The 20954-nt window shown below is 50.8% G+C and carries 14 protein-coding genes; 9 read left to right on the forward strand and 5 right to left on the reverse strand.

What is annotated here, in order from left to right:
• Nucleotides 1-76 precede the first annotated feature (76 nt).
• Complete coding sequence (locus VIN76_RS09155) at nt 77-718, forward strand: XRE family transcriptional regulator (RefSeq protein WP_332041540.1); 642 nt, start codon at nt 77-79, stop codon at nt 716-718.
• A 72-nt stretch (nt 719-790) separates the two neighbouring features.
• On the opposite strand, the gene VIN76_RS09160 is transcribed toward VIN76_RS09155, so the two are convergent.
• On the reverse strand, nt 791-1489 hold the full coding sequence (locus VIN76_RS09160; RefSeq protein WP_332041541.1) for an XRE family transcriptional regulator: 699 nt from the start codon (nt 1487-1489) through the stop codon (nt 791-793).
• A gap of 332 nt (nt 1490-1821) precedes the next feature.
• On the opposite strand from VIN76_RS09160, the gene VIN76_RS09165 reads away from it, so the two are divergent.
• Both VIN76_RS09165 and VIN76_RS09170 read left to right on the forward strand, forming a co-directional pair.
• Nucleotides 1822-4662, forward strand: a complete 2841-nt coding sequence (locus VIN76_RS09165) for a TonB-dependent receptor plug domain-containing protein (protein ID WP_332041542.1) — start codon at nt 1822-1824, stop codon at nt 4660-4662.
• 85 nt (nt 4663-4747) lie between these two features.
• Nucleotides 4748-7324: a phosphocholine-specific phospholipase C gene (locus tag VIN76_RS09170; RefSeq protein ID WP_332041543.1), complete on the forward strand. Its 2577-nt coding sequence runs from the start codon at nt 4748-4750 to the stop codon at nt 7322-7324.
• A gap of 109 nt (nt 7325-7433) precedes the next feature.
• Here VIN76_RS09170 and VIN76_RS09175 read toward each other — a convergent pair whose 3' ends face one another.
• Complete coding sequence (locus tag VIN76_RS09175) at nt 7434-9428, reverse strand: serine hydrolase domain-containing protein (protein WP_332041544.1); 1995 nt, start codon at nt 9426-9428, stop codon at nt 7434-7436.
• A 290-nt stretch (nt 9429-9718) separates the two neighbouring features.
• On the opposite strand from VIN76_RS09175, the gene VIN76_RS09180 reads away from it, so the two are divergent.
• Together VIN76_RS09180 and VIN76_RS09185 are read left to right on the forward strand one after the other, a co-directional pair.
• Nucleotides 9719-11791: a catalase gene (locus tag VIN76_RS09180; RefSeq protein WP_332041545.1), complete on the forward strand. Its 2073-nt coding sequence runs from the start codon at nt 9719-9721 to the stop codon at nt 11789-11791.
• A 132-nt stretch (nt 11792-11923) separates the two neighbouring features.
• Nucleotides 11924-12787: a hypothetical protein gene (locus VIN76_RS09185; protein ID WP_332041546.1), complete on the forward strand. Its 864-nt coding sequence runs from the start codon at nt 11924-11926 to the stop codon at nt 12785-12787.
• Nucleotides 12788-12849: 62 nt separating this feature from the next.
• On the opposite strand, the gene VIN76_RS09190 is transcribed toward VIN76_RS09185, so the two are convergent.
• A complete protein-coding gene (locus VIN76_RS09190) occupies nt 12850-13461 on the reverse strand; it encodes a TetR/AcrR family transcriptional regulator (RefSeq protein ID WP_332041547.1) in 612 nt (203 codons plus the stop codon).
• Between the two features lie 43 nt (nt 13462-13504).
• On the reverse strand, nt 13505-15028 hold the full coding sequence (locus VIN76_RS09195) for an MFS transporter (RefSeq protein WP_332041548.1): 1524 nt from the start codon (nt 15026-15028) through the stop codon (nt 13505-13507).
• A 439-nt stretch (nt 15029-15467) separates the two neighbouring features.
• Here VIN76_RS09195 and VIN76_RS09200 point away from each other — a divergent pair, with 439 nt between their 5' ends.
• From VIN76_RS09200 to VIN76_RS09210, 3 genes are all read left to right on the forward strand, one after another.
• Nucleotides 15468-17789, forward strand: coding sequence for a TonB-dependent receptor (locus VIN76_RS09200; RefSeq protein ID WP_332041549.1), 2322 nt, complete (start codon nt 15468-15470; stop codon nt 17787-17789).
• 146 nt (nt 17790-17935) lie between these two features.
• A complete protein-coding gene (locus VIN76_RS09205; RefSeq protein ID WP_332041550.1) occupies nt 17936-19084 on the forward strand; it encodes an amidohydrolase family protein in 1149 nt (382 codons plus the stop codon).
• A 215-nt stretch (nt 19085-19299) separates the two neighbouring features.
• Nucleotides 19300-19716: a VOC family protein gene (locus VIN76_RS09210; RefSeq protein ID WP_332041551.1), complete on the forward strand. Its 417-nt coding sequence runs from the start codon at nt 19300-19302 to the stop codon at nt 19714-19716.
• Nucleotides 19717-19830: 114 nt separating this feature from the next.
• Here the strand turns inward: VIN76_RS09210 and VIN76_RS09215 are convergent, their stop codons facing one another.
• The gene (locus tag VIN76_RS09215) at nt 19831-20274 is read right to left on the reverse strand and encodes a YidH family protein (RefSeq protein ID WP_332041552.1); all 444 of its coding nucleotides are present in this window, start codon (nt 20272-20274) and stop codon (nt 19831-19833) included.
• A 271-nt stretch (nt 20275-20545) separates the two neighbouring features.
• Between VIN76_RS09215 and VIN76_RS09220 the strand changes: the two genes are divergently transcribed.
• Nucleotides 20546-20791: a hypothetical protein gene (locus VIN76_RS09220; RefSeq protein WP_332041553.1), complete on the forward strand. Its 246-nt coding sequence runs from the start codon at nt 20546-20548 to the stop codon at nt 20789-20791.
• Nucleotides 20792-20954: the final 163 nt, after the last annotated feature.

Here is a 20954-nt window from a genome sequence, read left to right on the forward strand (position 1 = left end):
AATGCGAAAGAGATGTTTGAGTTGACTAAACAGACTCAATATTGTCAGTGAAAGAAAGAATAAATTAAAGGCCATTATGCTCAATTCTGACATAACCTTGGGATCCATTCTTCGAAATCTGCGTCAGTCCAATGGCTGGACATTAAAGCAGATGAGCGAGAAATGCGGTATCCCGCTTTCGACATTGTCAAAGGTGGAGCATGACCGGCTAACACTGACTTATGACAAGCTATTACAGGTTAGTCAGCGTCTGGGTATCAGGATGTCCGAACTTTTTGCCGAAAATAGCGAGCCGGAACGCCCCTCTGTGATGGCGCGGCGCAGTATCGGAGACATAACAAATTCGGTGCGGGTGGAAACCGCAAACTACGATTATTATTATCTTTGCACCGAACTCCGGCAAAAGCGCATGATCCCCGTCATTACCAAGATCAGGGCCAAAACTCCGGAAGAATTTGGCTCCCTGGTCCATCACGAGGGCGAGGAATTCATCTATGTGATAAAAGGCCGGATAAGTGTTTATACTGAATTTTATGATCCGGTTACGCTGGATGAAGGCCAGTCAATTTATATCGACGCCAAAATGGGCCATGCCTATCTGGCCGCCGAAAATTGCGAAGAGGCCGAAGTGCTGGGGATCATGTCAAGTCCGGATGATGAATTGATGCAGTCGTTACTGTCCATCCATGAAGAACAGAAAAAGCTCGAAAAGCTATAGTTTTGAGCCTGCCAAAGAATATCCTTAGGTCGATTTTTTATTTTTGGGAATGTTCAATCGATTAAGTTTAACTTAGCTATGCTGATGGCTCGACCCGGTAAAGACCGCAAGAATTCGACAACGTCCGGGGGATGAGGCTATCCAGGCATGTCCCATTCCGGCATCGAAATAGATCGAATCCCCTTCGCTTAATACCGTTGGGGCATATATTTCGCTGTGAAATTCAACATCTCCTTCAAGGATATAGGTGAACTCCTCACCTTCATGTTTGATGTAGTTTCCAAATTCTTCCATGCTTCGAGCTCTCACTTCGATGACCATCGGGTGAAAGCTGCGTTGATTTAACTCGGCCCCGTGGAATTCATAAAAATAGGGACCATCCGACATGGTAGGCTCTTCACCTTTGCGTGTGATCGCGCGACGGCCAGTCATTTTGGTGCGTGGAGGGCGATCAGAGGTGACAGGTGCCGGTGTATCAGGAAGTGCGAAAAGTTGGGCCATATCCAGATCCAATCCGTCACACAATTTCATTAGCTTTGTATAATTAAGCTCCATTTTGCCGGTTTCGAGCTTTGACAATGTCGACACAGCAAGACCTGTCTTTTCGTACACATCTGCCAGAGTCCAGCCATTATCCGTGCGTATTTTTCGCAGTGCCTCGCCAGGGTTTTGCTGCGAAGAAAAATTTTTGTTTCTGCTCATAATCTGTTCTCTATTTTTAGAGCAATGGATTTTCATATCCTGATAAGTCTTAATATACAGGAAAATCAACGAACTTCTATAGTTGAGGTCGTAGTAGCGATTTCAATCAGAGATATAGAATCAACTTCTGCCCCCGCTCTGCTCCGGCAAACTGCCAATTCCATACCTTGTGCATTATTATGAAACGCCTCTCAAGGCCCCGTGCAGACTATAGCTCTCTGGTTTAAAGCCGTCGTGGAAATTTTGAACTAATTTTCAAATTCATCAAAACTTATTTTCAGTTTCATAAAGTTGTCTCATTAGATGGATAGGTCGCTCCTCGAAGGAAATCACACAGGCCGACCGGCTTTTCGAGTCGGATACAGCCGGTTTCCGGAACATCATTAAATGAGGAGATCTCGATGAATACCTTCGGCCGTCAGGTTGTTAATAAATTTCGCACATCCACCAGCATGATTGCTGTTGGCGTACTGGCCTCAGCAATACTACCTTCTTCGGTGATGGCGCAGAATGTCGAGCTATCGGATGAGGAAAGTGCCGCCAGCATCGTCGTGACTGGCTCACGTATTGTTCGGGATGGCTATGAAGCACCAACCCCCACCACCGTGCTTGGCGCAGCTGAAATCGCGACAACCGCACCGAACAACATCGCGGATATCGTCAACCGTCTACCGGCTCTGGCGGGTAGTGCGACACCTCGCACCAATCTGGGCCAGATCAGTAATGGCGGCACCGGTATCAACGCACTGAACCTGCGCAATCTGGGAGCGCAACGCACGCTAATCCTGCTGGATGGCAAGCGCGTTCCCGTATCAACGATCAACACCGGCCTAGTCGATGTGAACTTCATGCCCAATCTGCTGATAAGTCGCGTTGATGTGGTTACCGGCGGCGCTTCAGCCGCTTGGGGCTCAGATGCCGTGGCTGGCGTGGTCAACTTTGTTCTGGATAAGAAATTTACCGGTATCAAGGGTGACGTGCAGGGCGGCATCACAACTCATGGTGACGACGAAAATTACCGGATCGGACTTGCGGCTGGCTCCTCTTTTGCGGATGGTCGCGGCCACTTTCTGATAAGCGGCGAACACGCGTATAATGCCGGTCTGAAAGGGCTTCCTCGCTCTTGGTATACGGGCGCAAAGCGCTTCAAGAACCCCGATTACGAGGCGGGTAATGGCCAGCCGGAATGGTTGGTGATGGAAAACACCGGCTTTTCCACCATCGCGCCGGGCGCTATCGTAACAAGCGGCGAACTACGCGGCCTGTATTTTGGAGAAAACGGTACCCCTGCCCAGTTGAATGTGGGTGATATCGTATTTGATCCGTTCATGACCGGTGGTGACTGGGAATATACCGATTTCGGTAAAGGCATCCAAGATATGGATCCCCGCATTTCCCGTCAAAATCTGTTTGCCCGGCTGAGCTACGAATTATCCGATAATGTCGAAGTATACGGCCAGTTTTCTTATGGCCGTGCCAGCACGTCCATGCGTTCTACGCCGCAGTTTAACTTTGGCGGTATTACCATTCAACGCGACAATGCTTTCCTGCCGACCGAAATCGGCACCCGGATGGACGAGCTTGGGCTCACCAGTCTTGATGTCGGCAGTTGGAACGCCGATCTCGGCGGTATTCAAACCGATACAAAACGCAGCCAGTTCCGCTACCTGCTTGGTCTAACCGGCAATGCCGACATATTTGGTACCGTCTGGGACTGGGATATCTCGGCCAATCGTAATGTCAGCAAAATTTTTAACGGATCCAACGCCGCTATTACATCCCGCTATCGTGCTGGTATCGACTCCGTGCGAAATAGTGACGGGGTTATTGTCTGCCGCTCTTCACTCGACGATCCTAACAATGGCTGTGTGCCGTATAATATTCTGGGCACAGGCACTGTTTCCCAGGCAGCGAAGAACTATGTTCTGGGTGATAACTGGCTGCGCGGAACCCTCACGCAAGATATCCTGGCAACAAGCCTCGGCGGTGAGCCTTTTTCAACCTGGGCGGGGCCTGTATCCATTGCGATGGGTGTGGAACATCGCCGCGAGAAGCTTCGCAGCCATGTTGACGAACTGTCGCTCACCAATAGCTACTGGGCCGGTAACTACAAGCCTATCAACAACCAATATCATGTTACCGAAGCATATCTCGAAACCATTGTTCCATTAGCGCAAGATGCGTCCTGGGCAAAAGAGCTCAGCATCAATGCGGCTGTCCGCGCGACCGATTACAGCACCTCCGGTTATGTAACGACCTGGAAAGTCGGTGCCAATTACGAACCAGTGGACGGTGTCCGTTTTCGTATGACACGTTCGCGTGACATTCGTGCAGGAAATTTCTCTGAACTTTATGCATCGGGTCAGACCAACACCTACCTGATTTCCGACCCGTTCCGGGATAACGAACCTGTCAGCTATTTTGAAATTCGTTCGGGTAACCCCGTATTGAAACCCGAAAAAGGCGACACGCTGAACCTTGGCGTGGTGTTACAACCCTCTTTCGCACCGGGTATCTCATTGTCGGCGGATTATTTTGATATCAAAGTAAAAGACGCGGTGGCGACCGTTGGCGCAGGCACGATATTGAACGAATGCTATCGCGGCGACACGACGCTGTGTGGACTGATCCAGCGTGATGACAGCGGGCTTATTAGCGAAATATATGTGAGCCCGGTCAATCTGGCACGCCAGTCAGTCCGCGGAATTGATTTCGAAGCCTCCTACAATGTAGCCCTTGCCGATATTTCGTCATCACTGGGTGGGAACTTCTCATTACGCGGCGTTGCAACGCGCTACACCAAAGCCCAGTCGGACAATGGTGTAGCAGACCCCTCTTCCAGCCTTGGTGCCAACAACGGAGGCACGCCGAAATGGCAATATATGGTGCAGGGCATCTATCGGGACGAACGGCTCACTATGTCGCTGACCGGACGTGGTTTAAGCTCGGGCGTTTATATGACAAGGGGGATCGAATGTCAGGCCGACTGTCCGACATCCACTCCCGAAAATCCCACGACAAACAGAAACCGTATCGATGGTGCTCTGTATCTGGATGCTTTCGTCGGGTTCAAGTTATTTGACGCCACCGAACTTTACCTGGCGGTGGATAATCTTGCAAACAAGCAACCACCGGTTGTTGGAAGTGGACCAGGGATCGGAAGCGCGCCTTATGGTTCATCTGCTACCTATTATGACCTGATCGGCAGGACGTTCCGGGCTGGCGTTCGTTTCAACTTCTGATCGAATTAAGGCTGCCCCCTCAGGGGCAGCCTTTTCGCTTTTCAATCTGCCAGACACATCTCATCGAATAATCAGGAGCAAGAGCATGCACACCCGTCGTAATCTACTGAAAAGTGGGGCATTTATAGCTGGCATGGCAGGCGCTTCCGGCTTGTTACCAGCATCGGTTAAGAAGGCATTCGCGATTACACCCGATCCGGGCACGACCTATCTGGATGCTGAACATATTGTCATCCTGATGCAGGAAAATCGTTCCTTCGATCATATGTTTGGTACTTTGCAAGGAGTGCGAGGCTTCAATGACCGCCGTACGATCCGGCAAGGCGATGGGGCATCGGTTTTCATTCAACGTGATGTGACCGGCAAAGCCTATACGCCTTGGCATGTCAGTCTGAAGGAAACACGGGTCACCTGGATGGGAGCTACACCGCATTCGCGTTCCGATCATCTCGACGCTTGGAATGGGGGAACCTACAGTAACTGGGTTACTGCAAAGACCCATCCTCGATATCCCGATGTCCCTGTTACGCTGGCTTACCACACGCGTCAGGATCTGCCATTCTATTATGCTTTGGCGGATGCATTTACTGTATGCGACCAGCATTTCTGCGGAAGTCTGACCGAAACAGCACCCAATCGATTGCATATGTGGTCAGGAACATTGCGTGAGCCACATGGAACCGGATCGCTGGCATATCTGAAAAACGGACAGACGCACCCGGGTGCTCTGGCATGGACCAGCTTCCCCGAACGCCTTGAAAAGGCTGGCGTAAGTTGGAGATGCTATCAAAATGACAGCTATTGCGAGACACCGCTAAGCCCTGATGATCAAAACTGGCTGGGCAATGATGGGGATAACACCATGGAGCGTTTTGCTGCGGTGAAGCCCAAGTTCAGTCCGCGCTTCAAAGAATATACGTTAGGGTTACTGGACGACTGGCAGACGAAAGTTCGGCAACGCAGGGCAGAGCTGGAGAAACAGCTTGCGGGCTTAGCACCTACTTCCTCAGAAGCAGAGGCCATTCGTGGGTGGCTTTCGGCATACACAGCCCAAGATAAAAAATTGGAGAAAAAACGTTCGCACGGCAAAGCTGATTTCGCGAAACTGAATGGGGAGGATCGTTCGATCCATTCCAAGGTCTTTACGAGCAACAGCAGTGATCCCTACTTCCGCACTCTGGAAACTATCCAATTCGAAGAAGGCGGGCGACAGGAGACAATGGAAGTTCCCAAGGGAGATGTGTTGCATCAGTTCCGAAGTGATGCACAGAATGGCACGCTACCAACGGTCTCGTGGCTGGTAGCAGCGGCCAATTTCTCCGCGCACCCCGGCGCTCCATTTTATGGAGCGTGGTACATTTCCGAGGTTATGAATATCCTCACCGAAAACCCGGAATTATGGAAGAAAACGATCTTCATCGTCAGCTTTGATGAAAATGACGGGTTTTTCGATCATGTGCCGCCTTTTGTTGCATGTAATCCGAAGCGCCCGGAAACGGGTAAGGTTTCGGAAGGACTCAATCCGGCACCGGAATATGCCTATGCCGAAGACGAGCGCATTCAGGGAGCCGCCGAAAAGGATGTGCGGGACGGACCTATCGGGCTGGGCTACCGCGTTCCAATGATCATTATGTCGCCGTGGAGCAGGGGCGGCTGGGTAAATTCGCAGGTGTTCGAACATAGCTCGATCATTCAGTTTGTGGAAAACTTCGTAGAAAAGAAATTCGGCAAGAACGTCAGGCAGGAAGAAATCTCCGCCTGGCGCAGAGCCGTCAGTGGTGATCTTACCACTTGCTTTCATCCCGCCGATGCGGGCTCGCCTGACCTGCCTTTCCTTGAGCGCAACGACCATCTCGTAGCTATAGAAAAAGCACGATTCAAACCGTTGCCCGATGATTTTCAGGAAGTGAAACGAGGCGCCTATGCCACGCCTCAAGCCGAAGCCAAGTTGTTGAAAGAGACATTATGGCAGGAAGAGGGTGTAAGGCCTGCGTGCGCGTTGCCTTATGAATTATCGGTGCAAGGCAAACTTTCCCCTGACCGCCGCTTCTTTGAAATCGCCATGACTGCCGGTAATGCATTGTTCGGAGACAAGGCGTCTGGCGCACCCTTCAACATATATCTCCATGGTGTAAAAGACGGAAGTCAGACACACAGCATTCCCGGCGTTCCCGCCAATGTCGCGATGGCTTCCTATGCGGTTAAAGCGGGAGATACTTTGCGCGATCAGGTGGACATGGCCAGATTTTCTGGCGAGACATACGATATCGAAGTGCACGGTCCGAATGGCTTTTTCCGGCAGTTTACGGGAAATTGCACGACCTCGACACCTGAAGTTATCTGCACGCCGAAAGTGCGCAAGGTAGCAGAAAAAGGTGCATGGATGAACTTTGCATTTCACAATCCGACCGCCGGGCCTCTCCGGCTACGCCTTGTATCGGCTGCCTATTTTAAATATGAGAAGGTTACTGAACTCGGCGCTGGTAAATCTACCTCCGTCTCAGTGGACCTGAAGGACGGTGACCGGTGGTATGACCTCATCGTAACTGTAGAAGGAATGCCGGATTTCGGGCGACGATATGCGGGAAGGGTTGAAACAGGCGCTCCCGGCGTTTCCGATCCATTGATTGGAAACAAGGCAACATTCAGGAACGAGGTATAAGATCGTTACTCTGGATAATTCTGGCAACCCAAAGAATACGCTTATCTAGGCAACGACGCAGGCAGCATGGAATTGCAGTATTTCAATATACTGCAATTCTATGTCCTATTCAGCGGACCTCAGTATAGACATATTCGTCCTGGGCATCACGCACGGTCAGCGTGCGCGCTCCATCCGCCTGACCGACCAAAGCTGTCAAGCCGATAGCACCGGGCGCGGTTGAGACTATGGAAATGCTGCCGTCTGGGTTGACTTTGGTGGAAATTGGCCCTTCTATAAAGCCAGCTTTCACCCATTTCGTCCCATCCCGATCAGTGACAGTAATCGTGCCAATCCCTGGGCTAACATATTTGCTCGCCAGATTGCCGAGCACGGCTGCATCGCCCGGCACAGTCAATTCTGTCCGCCGTTTTGCATTTTGCGCCTTTATACGCTGCGCCGCCGCTGCAATTTCATCCGTAGCTTCCGGCTTGCCGTCATAAAGAACCTCCATCAAACGCCGGAAAAACGGACCAATCATGGCAGCCCCGCCATCGGAATTGGTCAGGATAACCGCGCCGATATTGGCTTCAGGCAGCACAAAGAAATTACTGTGATATCCTAGCAAAGTACCGCCATGGGTAACAACGGGAATGCCTGATGAAATCTTTTCAAACAGGCCCATTCCATACCAACTGTTTTCCCCGACCGGAACGCCCCTTTTGCGGCGCTCCAGCAGATTTTCCTCGCTAACCAGACGCTTTCCGTCCGGGGTCAGCCCCTTTGACAATTCAAGCTGAACATAATGCGCCATGTCGGCTGCCGTGGACCAGACGCCACCTGCCGGGCGGTGCGGATCGACGGTGAAATTGAAATCATTCGGAATAACTTCCACCGCGCCATCTACGCTCAGGCCATGTGGCCGCGCCCAGTTGCCGTTCATGGCTTTGTCGTGGTCGAATGTTGTGTTGACCATGGACAGCGGCTTGAAAATGCGTTCCTCCATTGCACGGTCAAATGCCGCGCCCAGTTCCATTTTCGGATATACCAGTGCGCCACCCAGATACCCCGCCGCAGAAGCCATCAGGTTATTATACTGGAATAACTCGCCAAAATCGCTGGTCGGATAGGATTCTGCCAGTTGCCGGAAGGTATCTGTCGCCGGTGCACCTTTGTCGGCAAGGATAAAAGCGTAATCCTTGCGTGGCAGTCCGGTGCAAGCGCAAACCAGATGCCTCACCAGCGTTGATTTCGTCGTCTCGTCACTGCCCAGTCTAAATGCGGGATAAAGCGATGTTACCGGATCATCCCAGCCAAGTTTGCCTTCGTCTGCCAGCGTGGAAAGGAGAAGCGTAGCCATCCCCTTTGTATTGGATGCCACCATGAATTTTGTATTCTCGTCAACAGGTTCAGGAGAACCAAGGGCGCGGACACCAACGCCGCCTTGCCAAACCACTTTGCCTTGATCAATCAAGGCGATTCCTATACCGGGAACGTCGAGCGTGCGTGCGGAATCGGCGACAAATTGGCGGATAGTTTCAATACGCTCTGGTGTTAATTTGTGCGCAGTTTTTCCCGCAAAGCTTTCAACCTTATAGCCGTCGGGGCGCAGGCTCTGCTGCATGATCGAAATCGCCGCAGAACGCTTGTTGGCCGTCGCATCCGCTCCGTCGATAATCATAACGGTCCATGCGTTATCCTTTCTCATCGCCAGTGCGGACACCACCTTTTTTTCATTAGGTGAAGTTTCATAGGTTATGCTGACACGCTCATCCCAGCCGTCCCCGGGGGCATTCTTTGTAACCAGCCGGACTCCGCGCTCCTCCATATCGGTCTTATATGCTGACCAGGCCTTTGTCGCCGCCGTCCGGGCGTCTGGTGCGGCTGCTATATCCACGACAGCTAGGTTCAGATTTTTTTCCGGCGAGGTAAAAATGGTGGCCGAACCTTGGATCTGTGTTGTCCAGTCTTCCGGCTGTGCATAGCTGGCGCCCGAACTTTCTGAACTTTCCTGACCTGGGGCATCTGCATAAGCGGGTGCCTGCATGAACATTGCCGCCGAACCGCTTAACAGGTAAAATGCCAGCAATTTCATTTTCGATTTTCTCTTAGCGCGCACCTTCATCCGACTCCCTCTCGTGTTTGCAAATCCGGCCTTTTAATGCGCCTTTCCTATTAGCGGTGAGGCAGCCAAATTCGCCATAGAGCGTGAAGAGCTATAATAGTTTTCATATCAGGACAAGAATTTTCTATACTAACCAAATTAACACACACGGCAAATGGACTCTAACAGCTAATAAGTCACCCCTACTTTGACTGGCATTTCTTTCCCAAATCTTCCAGAATATCGTCATTGCAACTTTCCCGTGAGTCAAACGTTAACGGTGCTCCCCCAACCGCAAGGAGTCCGAATACATGTCTAATGATAAAACAGGTAGCAGCGGAGAAACGCACCAAACTACAAAAGATGCTGACCAGACTCTGACCAGTGCGCAAGGGGCACCCATTGCTGACGATCAGAATTGGCTCACTGCCGGAGCACGGGGTCCACAGCTGCTTGAGGACCATATAGCGCGGGAGAAAATTTTCCATTTTGACCACGAGCGTATACCCGAACGCGTGGTGCATGCGCGTGGCTATGGCATTCGCGGGCATTTTGAACTTACCGAGGCAATACCGGAACTATCCAGCGCCGACATATTCCAGCGCGTTGGTGAGAAAACGCCGTTATTCTGCCGCTTTTCCACTGTTGCAGGTAATAAGGGTTCTTTTGACCTCGCTCGCGATGTCCGCGGATTTGCTGTTAAAATGTACACAAAAGAAGGCAATTGGGATCTGGTAGGCAATAACATTCCGGTGTTTTTCATACAGGATGCGATCAAGTTCCCGGATCTGGTTCATGCAGTGAAGGAAGCCCCTGATCGCGGATTTCCACAGGCACAAAGCGCACATGATAATTTCTGGGACTTTATCTCGCTCACGCCCGAAGCCATCCATATGGTATTGTGGCAGATGTCAGACAGAACCATCCCGCGCAGCTTCCGCTTCATGGAGGGTTTTGGCGTCCATAGCTTTCGGCTAATCAATTCGGAAGGCAAATCGCACTATGTAAAATATCACTGGAAACCACGCCAAGGCCTTCAATCCGTCATCTGGAATGAAGCGGTCAAGATAAATGGTGCGGACCCGGATTTTCATCGCCGTGATATGTGGGACGCCATTAACATGGGCGATTTCCCCGAATGGGATTTGGGAATACAGGTTTTCGATGATGAGTTCGCCGATAGCTTTGATTTTGATATTCTTGACCCGACAAAAATCATTCCCGAAGAACAGGTTCCGGTTAGGATTATCGGGAAAATGGTTCTCGACAATAATGTAGACAATTTCTTTGCCGAAACCGAACAGGTGGCGTTCTGCACGCAGAATATTGTGCCGGGAATGGATTTCACGAACGACCCCTTGTTGCAGGGGCGAAATTTCTCTTATCTGGATACGCAGCTCAAGCGTCTGGGTAGCCCCAACTTCACCCACATCCCCGTCAATGCACCGCATTGTCCTGTTCGCCATTTTCAGCAAGACGGGCATATGGCTACGGTTAATCCCAAGGGAAGGATCAATTATGAGCCGAATAGCTGGGATCGCGATGAACAGAACCCGCGCGAAAATCCCGAGCGGGGCTTTAAAAGTTTCCCCGAAGAAATAAGCGGGACAAAAGGTCGCCAGCGCTCAGAAAGCTTTGCAGACCATTACAGTCAAGCACGCCAATTCTATGTTTCTCAAACCCCTCTGGAACAAACGCATATAGCGGACGCGTTTATATTCGAGCTTTCAAAATGCGAGCATCCGGCTATTCGCGAACGCGTCGTTTCCCATTTACGTAATGTTTACGAGGATCTGGCCCAACAAGTGAGTGAAGGGCTGGGTTTAGATAAATTACCCAAGCCCGCTAAAGCTGCCCGTGAGCCAATCACAGATTTGAAACCCTCGCCTGCATTATCCATTATAAAAAATGGCCCTGCGAGCTTTAAAGGTCGCAAACTGGGTATCTATATTGCCGATGGCGGAAACGCGAAACTGGTAGAAGCCCTTCAAGGAGCAGTAAAAAATACCGGTGCGACCTATGAAATAATTGCCCCGCACATAGGCGGAGCGAAATTGTCTGATGGCAAACTTATGCCGGCGGATCAGAAAATAGATGGCGGACCATCGGTTCTGTATGATGCTGTGGCCATTCTAATGTCCAAGAAAACTGCTACTAAATTAGCTTCAGACAAACCTAGTCAGGACTTTATCTCAGACGCCTTTGCCCATGCAAAATTCATAGCATATGATGCCAATAGTCGTGCCATATTGGAGGAGGTAGTAGGCTCCGATAAACTAGACGAAGGCTGTGTCGAACTTTCGAACGACCAAGACGCGCAGGATTTTATCGATAGCTGTGCGGAGTTGAGATTTTGGGATAGGACGTCACCTTCCCAAACTTAAGCGAAGCGTTAGAGGGACTGCTGCCATCGTAGCCCAACGACCCGTCTTTCGACAGACTTTCACTGGTGCTGTGCCGTGGATGCGCCTACTTTAATAAGGTAGCATTCATTCGACAAATGAGTATAAAAAGGCATGCTCCGAAGCTCAAACGAACGTGAAGAACTGTTTCGCCAAGTATGGGACGCGCCGCTCCACGAGGTTGCCCAGGCTTTGGGCATGACCGCCAGCGGCGTCGCCAAGATGTGCGATCGGTTGCACGTGCCACGCCCCACTCGAAATTATTGGAGATTATCTATTGCAGATCGGAGGAAGGCTCGCCCCTCGCTCCTGCCCTCCGTAAGCGATGATATCAGGGCAACCGGCTCCGCATCGAACAGTAACGCACAAAGACAAGGGCGAAAGCGATTGCCCATCGCAGAGCGGAAGGCTCAAATGCTCGACATTGCCGGACGTATTTGCCTGGATGAGGGGATTGATGAAGTCAGCCTTAATCGCGTTGCACGAGAGGCCGGGATTTCGGAAGCGCAAGCGCATAATTGCTTCGCCCGCCGGATTGACTTGCTCTTGGCACTCGCTCGCCGCGAGGTAGCGAAATATGAAGAATCGCGCCATGCTGTCGAACAGCGTGGTCACGACCGGATGACACAAATCGTGATGTCAACGGTGAACTATCTCAGCGAAGCTGGTCGCCGGGGAGCGCTGCTTCAGACCTTGTTGCTTGATCCCGAAGTACGCAAACTTATGCGTGGGGATTTTGAAATTACACGGACGATGACTTCCAAGCCGATCGTTGAGGCGATGTCCTCTAGCTACGGCATGAGCGAGGAAGAGGCCTATGGGAGCAATTGGCTGGTTACCGCCATCAGCCTACGCGCAGGCAGTCTGGTATCCTCGGGCCGCTTGACGACCGAGGATGCAATACGTCTGTGCCTACCGATGGTGATAGGTAGTATCCGGAGCCATAGAAAGGTGCGAGCGAAGCGATCAACCGCCTAAATCTCGTTTAAGCTCTTGTTTTACCAAGCCCCCTATACAGTAATATGTCCGTTCAAAATCGACTAGAAGCTTGGGCGCAATTCATCGATTGATGCGGTTATAAGTCGGCGGCAAAGGTTATGCGCCACGGACAATGAGATATGACCGCTCCGCACAAGACGTGCGGCTTCTTCGGGGATACTCTGTAATATCTGTACGGTACCAAGCGCATCGCGCACCGAATAATTTAGCTCATGCTGCGCTTGGCGGGCAAGCTGGCGGTAAATACCTTTTCCAAGCGTGCGCATCGCACCGTCAAGGTTACGGGCGAGCCATTTGTCGCGGAAGCAAAGTTCTATCGCTGCGCCATGAGCGACGACATGATCAAGATAGATTAGCGAGCAATCGATCATCGACGAGGCGAAGTCGTAGCGCGCAACTGCCTCCTTAATGCCTGCTTGCGATAAGATTTCCGCGTGCCGATCAAGCACTGCGATTAACAGCGCACTGGAATCCGGGAAATATGAATAAATCAGCGAGCGGCTGGTCCCGATGTCGCCGGCAATGTCCGCAGGTGATATACGGGCGTTGCGACGCTCGTTGATCTGCCGGTCTGCCTCCTCGATCATCATAGCCGCGCGATCTGCCCCGCGCATACGAGGCTGTTTTTCACTTTGCGGATTCATATCGGCCATGAATAATCCCTAACATGGTCGCGGCGCATTGCAATTCGCCCCCTCATAAGGTTGTAGGCGTTATACCCGCGTCTTGCTGCTGACGGGCATTTCGCTCGGCCTCAAGCGCGCGCAGTTTACCGACATTAGTGCGGTGACGATTTTGATCAATATCATAGAAAAAGAGGAGTAAACACCCCAACAACCAGAGTATCAAGATAGTTGGTACATAATGTATCAGCAAGGAAAGCTCCATCTCGCGCGTGACTGTCTGCGGATTTGCCTTTTTGGGGAAATTCGCCACAGCGAGTACTAGGCCCGCCGCGAGCACACCCAGTGCTGCCGAGCATTGCTGCATGAAGCTGGAGGCTGAAAAGAATACTCCTGAAAGATGCTTGCCCGACTTGACGGCATAATCCTCCACCACATCGGCCAGCATCGAGCTGGTGTTGATGAGCGAGATGGCAATAAAAGCACCTGAAAATGTGCCAAGAACGAGCAGCGTTGGTACAACCCGAGTGTCGCCCGAGGGAAAGAAGAGGCCGAAATATACCAGTATGAGCGGCAAGGCATTAAGGAGTATACCGAGCATTGCCATCAGCATCGCCGTCCTCCGCTTGCCGAGCTTGCGTGAGAAGAAGGGGGCGAACGGTGCTGCTAGTGTCGCTGCTGATACTGCCTCGAACGCGAGCAAGGCAATCTGCTTTGCTGACAGATCGTATATATACGTGTTGAAATAGAGAGACATCGCACCCGCCATGCCGATTGCGGTGAATTTAAACACTCCGAATCCGAAGATCGCCAGAAAACTGCGGTGACGAAAAGCGATCAGTATTTCGCTCAGATGGCCCGTTAATCCCAGAGGAGAGGAAGCTGGCTTATCGGCTTGGCGCATGCGTGGAGTCTGATTAAGTGTACCAAGACCACAAGCGAGTATTGCGAACATCATTGCAAAGCCGCCTGCGAACGCAAATTTCACATAACCATCAGGGTTTAACTGTCCAACGGGATGTTCCGGCGTTTGCACAAAGAAGAATGACAGGCTGAAAGCGACAAAGGCGAATGTTCCAACATAGCCGAACCAAAAGCGTAGTGAGAATAGCTTTGTTCGCTCGGCATAATCACCGGTCAGTTCAGGAACCATAGCAGTAGAAGGAATGTCATAGGCGCTGACTGCTACGCGGGTTAGTGACGCAACAACGAAAATCCAGATGCCAGTCTGAAGATCGGTAAGTCCGGCAGGTGGGAACCATAAGAGAATAAAAAAAATCCCAGTCGGAATTGCTGCGCCAAGGATGAAGGGATGTCGCCGGCCAATACGTGAGCGCGTCATATCGGACCAACGCCCGACAAAGGGGTCAACGAGTGCGTCGATGATCAGCGTCGCAGCAATCGCGCTTGAAACAATTACTGCGGGGATTCCGATGACCTGATTATAGTAGAGCAGAAGATAACCGAAGGAAGCGTTTTTTACCGCTGTTGAGATCGCTCCGAATCCAAAAGAAAAACGGGCAAGAAACGGCATTTTCGGGTCCTTCGCCTCTGCAGACGCTCTCTCGATATTCGCATCTTCCTCGCCACGTGCCATCGGACCAATCTCTCTCTATCTGATAACTGCCCATTCATGCGGATCAGTTTTATTGGAGGCACTGACAAAGGTGTTTATGGTGTTCCTGTCAACAAAAATATCTGCGATGTTTTGGTTTAGAAAATTTGCATGTTAGCGAAATGGTGTGCGCTCGTCATTTTCTCCTCTTGTGAGATATGGGCAAGTACAAGCGACTCATTAGCCCGATCTAGTTCAGAGATGCCTCTTCTCCTGCTCGACTTTTCAGGCATCTCCGGCATCGTTCCTGACATGGTTTTATATTTTCAGATTAATTAATGACTCACATACCATTATATGTTCATTAAAACTGACAAAGATCATAAAACCTTATTTTTTCAATAAATAATATTGACAGCAACTCAATTTATTATCAGGCTCCACGCAAATCCCGATAAAGGGACGCATGGGAGAGAAAGAAATGCACAAGAGAACAATTACAAATTCACTCGGGCTGCTAGTGTCAGCGGTTACGGTAATCAGCTTGCCCGCAGCGGCATGGGCACAAGCAGCTGAACATGATGAAACCCTCAATCAGGCGCGTAATGGAACCCAAGAAATCCTGGTGACAGCACGTAAACGGGTTGAGAATGTTCAGGATGTTTCAGAGTCGATCACTGTCGCAACTGGTGAGGCTATCGAGACTTTGCAGATTGTACAACCGAGCGACCTAACACGAATTGCACCAGCACTTACCTTTCGTGACAATCCAATGCCAACCTCGTCAGGCTTCGCTGTGCGCGGTATCGGAACGTCAACTTTTTCTTCAACAGTCGAGCAGAGTGTTTCCACGGTTGTCGATGGTGTAGTACTTGGTCAGCCTCAGTCAGCGGCTTCGCTGGTCGACATCAGTCGTGTCGAAGTTCTGGAAGGTCCACAGGGCTTGCTGTTCGGCAAGAATGCTTCGGCGGGTCTTGTTAACATCGTCACCAATTCACCGCGCCTCGGCGACCTGACCGCTGATCTGTCGGTGACGGTCGGTACCGACGGAGAGTTTCGCAACACCGGCGTCCTCAATGTCCCGATCGGTGAGACACTTGCGATACGCATGGTCGGCTTCCGCAATCGCAGTGACGGGTTCATCAATAACAAATTTCTCAATGAATCTTATAATGGGGAAAACAGTTACGGCTTCCGCGGTAAGCTGCTTTATGAACCATCCGAAAATGTAAGCCTTTTACTGTCAGCGGATTATTCCAAGGACACTTCGATATGCTGTCTTTCCACCGTACGGACATTGGGCACGAATGCGAACCTTGCTAATTATTTAGAGCAATATGACATCACTCCCGGACCAGATAATCTGGACGTTGTCGCTGGTAAGCCGTTTGGCACTTTGCCGGGTGCGCCGCTACGTGTGTACAAGGGCGTAAGTGGTCAGCTTGATATTGACTTGGATGGTATCGAGCTGACCTCGGTTACTGCCTATCGTGATAACCACTATATTCTTGATTTTGATGGTGACCAAACACCTCTTGATCGCTTCGATTATAATGGCGGAGATTATGACTATAAGCAGTTCAGTCAAGAACTGCGTGTTGCTTCGCCTGCTGGGCAGACAATTGAATGGCTTGCCGGTCTCTATTATTTTCACAGCACAAATAATGTCTACTATCAAGCTGGTGGGCGCCTTCTGGGTCCATCACCACTGCCGCTTGTTGTCGCGGTGATTGAAACTGACTTCCGGTCAGAAAGCTATGCCGGCTTTGGGTCAGTGATGTGGAACGCCACCAATGCACTGCGGTTGCGGATTGGGGGACGCCTGACCCGTGACGACCTGCGCGCACGCCGAAATGCCTATGACCTTCCCGGTTCGCTTCCAGGATCTTCGGCCATTATCGGTAGTGTGGCGGGAGATACGACCGAAAACGGTGCAACGACCAATTTCTCATGGAAGGTAACGGGCGAATATGATCTCACGCCTGACGTGATGGTTTATGCAAATGCCGCACGCGGGTATAAAGGGCCCGGTCTCGCGTCGAGTGGTGTGATTACACCTGGAATTGATCCGATAATCCGGCCAGAAAAAGTCTGGGCTTATGATATTGGGGTCAAGGCAAGGTTCCTCGACAATCGCGCCACGTTGAGCGCCGCTCTTTTCTATGAGGATTTCACCGATTTCCAGACACAGATCTATGACACAAGTACCAACCCTCCCGGATTCCGCACAACCAATGCTGGCGGCCTTGAAACCAAGGGGATCCAGGCACAATTGGCGGTTCGCCCGGTACAAGGCCTCAGCCTGAGCGCCAACGGTATCTACGTTGATGCTAAATATAAGAATCTTGACGGCCTGTCCTGCCCGTATGACTGGACAGTTCCGACCCCAATAAATGGTTGCCGGATCGTCGATGGTCGCCCGATCATAGATGCATCAGGCAATCGCTTAGCCAACTCACCGAAGTTCAAATTTAATCTGGCGGCTAATTACGAAGCCTCACTGTCGCAAGGGGTCGATCTGTTGTTCTCAACCGATTATTCATGGCGCAGCAGCGAACAATTTTCCGCCAATGGCGATCCGATGACCATTCAGCCCGCTTTCGGAATCTGGAACGGGTCGGTTGGCTTGTCTCTGGATGACGGCAAATTTGAGCTCAGGGGATTTGTCCGCAACCTGCTCGACAAACAATATGTCACGCTGCTTGCTCCCAATGCGGCTGATACCTCGGGTGGATATGCACAATATCTGTCGCGATATAGTGCACGGCAGTTCGGCGTAACCATGCGGGTTCGTCTGGATTAATAACCCATTGTCCTAAAATAACAGAAACTCTAATTAGTAATCGCACTAAGGGGACCATCTACCGTTAAATGGAGTCATTTCGTTGACAGGAATACCTTTTAAGTGGTAGTTTTAAGAACTAGAACAGAAAATGAGGAGATGTAAAAATGTCATATGCTTATGGCCGTGTTATTAACGACGCTGACAGCCACACCATGGAAACAGAAGATTGGATGTATGAATTTCTCGACGAACGCCTGCGCGAGAAATACGGTACGCTTTACAAAGCCGACAAGTCGGGTCGCATCGTTGCGTTGATCAACAAGGCTAAAGAGCGTGCGACTGACGCCGCAGCTGATACTGCAGCGGCCGAAAACCCGATTGCCGGGGAAAAAGGCTGGCTCGCCTATGGCGCGTTTGACAGCAATGAGCGTGCACGCATGCTCGACCAATATGGCTTTGTTAGCCAACTCGTCTTTAGCACCGCTTGCCTCGCCGGAATGGCTCTGGCGGAAACGTTAGAAGATAAATACGGGATCGTGCGTGCCGCCAATATGGCTCAGCAGAAATTTAGCGATGGTGACAAAAGGTTGGTCAATGTAGCCTATGTACCGCTCGACGATCCAGATATGGCTCTGGCCGAAGCGAAGCGGGCGATTGATGCTGGCGCTGGCGCTGTGGGAATTGCCCCGATGCCGTCTGGCGACCGTTCGCCCGGTCATCCTGACCATGATCGTTTTTGGCAGATGCTGTCAGATCGCAATATCCCGTTCATGATCCACATTGGCACGGGTACTAAAACTCAACCCAAGGGTTATCATAATAATGGTCGCCAGCGCTCGGCCGATCTACACGGCGGCGGTGAGAATCTTCGTTTCGACGATTTTACTGCCCTGTGTTTTGCGCCGCAAGAATTCCTGACTGCAATGTTCTATGACGGAATCTTCCATCGCTTTCCCAAGCTCCGTGGCGGCGTGATTGAATCTGGCGCGGGATGGGTTCCTGATTTCCTTCGGCGAATTGATTATGCGTATAAATCCTTTTCGCGGACGGACAAATATCTGCAGGAAATGGACATGATGCCATCCGAATATATCCGGCGTGCGGTAAAATTCACACCGTTTCCTGGCGAAGATGTTGGCAATATGATCCGTGATGCCGGGCCTGAGCTGTTCCTATTTTCCAGCGATTATCCGCATCCTGAAGGAACCAAGGATCCAGTAGGCAAGTTCGAGAAAACGCTCGAAGGCATTGATGAAACGACCAAAGATATGTTCTATCGCACCAATTACGATGTGATGATGAACTATCAGTAAGATGCAGGACGGGCAGTTGCCTGACTCCTTTCGGAAGGCGGCTCCAGAGGGCTGCCTTCCCCCCCTCTTTCAGCCACATCCCCATTGTCGCGCTGTTATGGGAGTAGACACAAGCTCCTTGAGATAACCCACGCAGCGCGAAGCTCAGCAAATCGCCGATATAGAACCGTATAGCCTCTCAAAACAGGAACTTACGAATGTCTCAAGAACGGATAATGACCGAACCAATGACCAATGCAATGATCGAGACAGCACCAGCCTTTTACAAAGTTTTCGTTACGGATATAGAACGATCCATTGAATTTTACTCTAAATGCTTAGGCTTCAGCGAAGATCGCCGGATCGATGCAGGGGAATTTGACGAGGTCGTCCTCACCCCGTCCAAACAGGGAGCAAGTATCATTCTATGCAGCTGGAAAGATGGGCGCGCTATCGACGGCGGAGATGCGCAGGGCCCAACCGGCTATTTTGTCTCTGATGTCGATAAAATCGCGGGCAGGATGACCGAACGCGGAGCAAAAGCGATTATCGGTCCGGTCGACTATTCGGGAATGCGTATCGCGGTGCTCGCCGACCCTGACGGCCATCAGATTGAGTTGCTGGGCCGGGGAGTAAAAACTATCGAAACATAGCTTCCCCAGTCGCCGCGGTCGGGCTCGAAACCGATAGCAGGATAAGCCGGTCTAGCGTTTTAAAAAGAAAAGAAGGACGAGCTATTTCCGATGATAGCAATTTGATGATTAATATTATCGGGAAGGCACTGTCATCATCCAGATACCTATGATGAGGGCAAAAGAAGCTATGCCCATTATCGCGGCGATCAACCTCAGATTCATTCCTTGCAATGGTTCTGCATCATGGGCGTCTAGCCTTTTGAATACGGCGCAGCCGTTCTTCTGGGCCTCATAAAATATATATATCCCCAGCGTGATGAATGCCGTCGCAATTGCTTTTGGCAACCAGTTGGGCTCCATCGTACTAAACAGCGCATTAAAACCCAATCCTATCCCGACAGACGTCAACCCTGTTCTCATCCATCCGGCAAAGGTGCGCTCATTAGCCATTACAGTGCGGTCTTCCGCAAACTCGGTACGGTCATCAGCCAACGATGTACGCTCGTCCGCCAGTTCTTCCCCGTCTTTCGTCGAACCTTCAGATTCATCTTTTTCATGATGCGTCTTGTCAGACATGGCAATAGGTCATCCTTGCTTAAATGAGACTGAAATTGGCAGGCCAGATTACGGAGGACGGAGGCCGTCCTATCGGTCGTAACATTCACGAATGAAGGGCTAAAAAGTTGCAAATATTTTTGCGTTCATTTGATTGGCTGTCTCGTGATTTAGGCTAAGTCATATTTCACTAAACAGATGGCGATACGCCATAACCGCCAAAGATTGCTGACGGTCAGACCATGCAACTTTTGCAGTTTATGCGGGTTAACCTCTCGCATGGAGGCCACTTATGAACCGTTCAGATAATCCAAGGAAAAAGTACCAGACACCCGCGAATATCGTCAGCGACAAGGGGCTTGACCACGATACAAAACTGGAGCTGCTTGAAAGCTGGCAATCCGATCTTCAGCATATGATGGATTCCGAATGGAGCAAGGACGATACGACCAGTGACAAACGCGAAGAAAGTCTTGCCGATGAGATGCTTCTGGTCAGCAAGGCGATAGAAACATTGCGTGACAAAGCTAATAGCTAGCTGGCTTTTGCTGCAGAGACTAGTTCGCTTATTGTCATTTTAATTCTTGAAACAATGTTCACGATGCCAAGCCAGAAATGCTGGGTGCGGGCGGTCCGCCGTGCGGTGTGGAGCCAATGCAATGCAGTTTTTATTAATCATTGCACGGATACTATCGGGATCA

Origin of the sequence: Parasphingorhabdus sp. (genome assembly GCF_036568145.1) — a bacterium.
In the GTDB taxonomy this organism is placed as follows: domain Bacteria; phylum Pseudomonadota; class Alphaproteobacteria; order Sphingomonadales; family Sphingomonadaceae; genus Parasphingorhabdus.

Bases quoted from the DNA above. Each gene is read 5' to 3' on its own strand.
- VIN76_RS09155 (WP_332041540.1), top strand. From the start codon at position 77: ATGCTCAATTCTGACATAACCTTGGGATCCATTCTTCGAAATCTGCGT.
- VIN76_RS09165 (WP_332041542.1), top strand. From the start codon at position 1,822: ATGAATACCTTCGGCCGTCAGGTTGTTAATAAATTTCGCACATCCACC.
- VIN76_RS09170 (WP_332041543.1), top strand. From the start codon at position 4,748: ATGCACACCCGTCGTAATCTACTGAAAAGTGGGGCATTTATAGCTGGC.
- VIN76_RS09175 (WP_332041544.1), bottom strand. From the start codon at position 9,428: ATGAAGGTGCGCGCTAAGAGAAAATCGAAAATGAAATTGCTGGCATTT.
- VIN76_RS09180 (WP_332041545.1), top strand. From the start codon at position 9,719: ATGTCTAATGATAAAACAGGTAGCAGCGGAGAAACGCACCAAACTACA.
- VIN76_RS09185 (WP_332041546.1), top strand. From the start codon at position 11,924: ATGCTCCGAAGCTCAAACGAACGTGAAGAACTGTTTCGCCAAGTATGG.
- VIN76_RS09190 (WP_332041547.1), bottom strand. From the start codon at position 13,461: ATGGCCGATATGAATCCGCAAAGTGAAAAACAGCCTCGTATGCGCGGG.
- VIN76_RS09195 (WP_332041548.1), bottom strand. From the start codon at position 15,028: ATGGCACGTGGCGAGGAAGATGCGAATATCGAGAGAGCGTCTGCAGAG.
- VIN76_RS09200 (WP_332041549.1), top strand. From the start codon at position 15,468: ATGCACAAGAGAACAATTACAAATTCACTCGGGCTGCTAGTGTCAGCG.
- VIN76_RS09205 (WP_332041550.1), top strand. From the start codon at position 17,936: ATGTCATATGCTTATGGCCGTGTTATTAACGACGCTGACAGCCACACC.
- VIN76_RS09210 (WP_332041551.1), top strand. From the start codon at position 19,300: ATGACCGAACCAATGACCAATGCAATGATCGAGACAGCACCAGCCTTT.
- VIN76_RS09215 (WP_332041552.1), bottom strand. From the start codon at position 20,274: ATGTCTGACAAGACGCATCATGAAAAAGATGAATCTGAAGGTTCGACG.
- VIN76_RS09220 (WP_332041553.1), top strand. From the start codon at position 20,546: ATGAACCGTTCAGATAATCCAAGGAAAAAGTACCAGACACCCGCGAAT.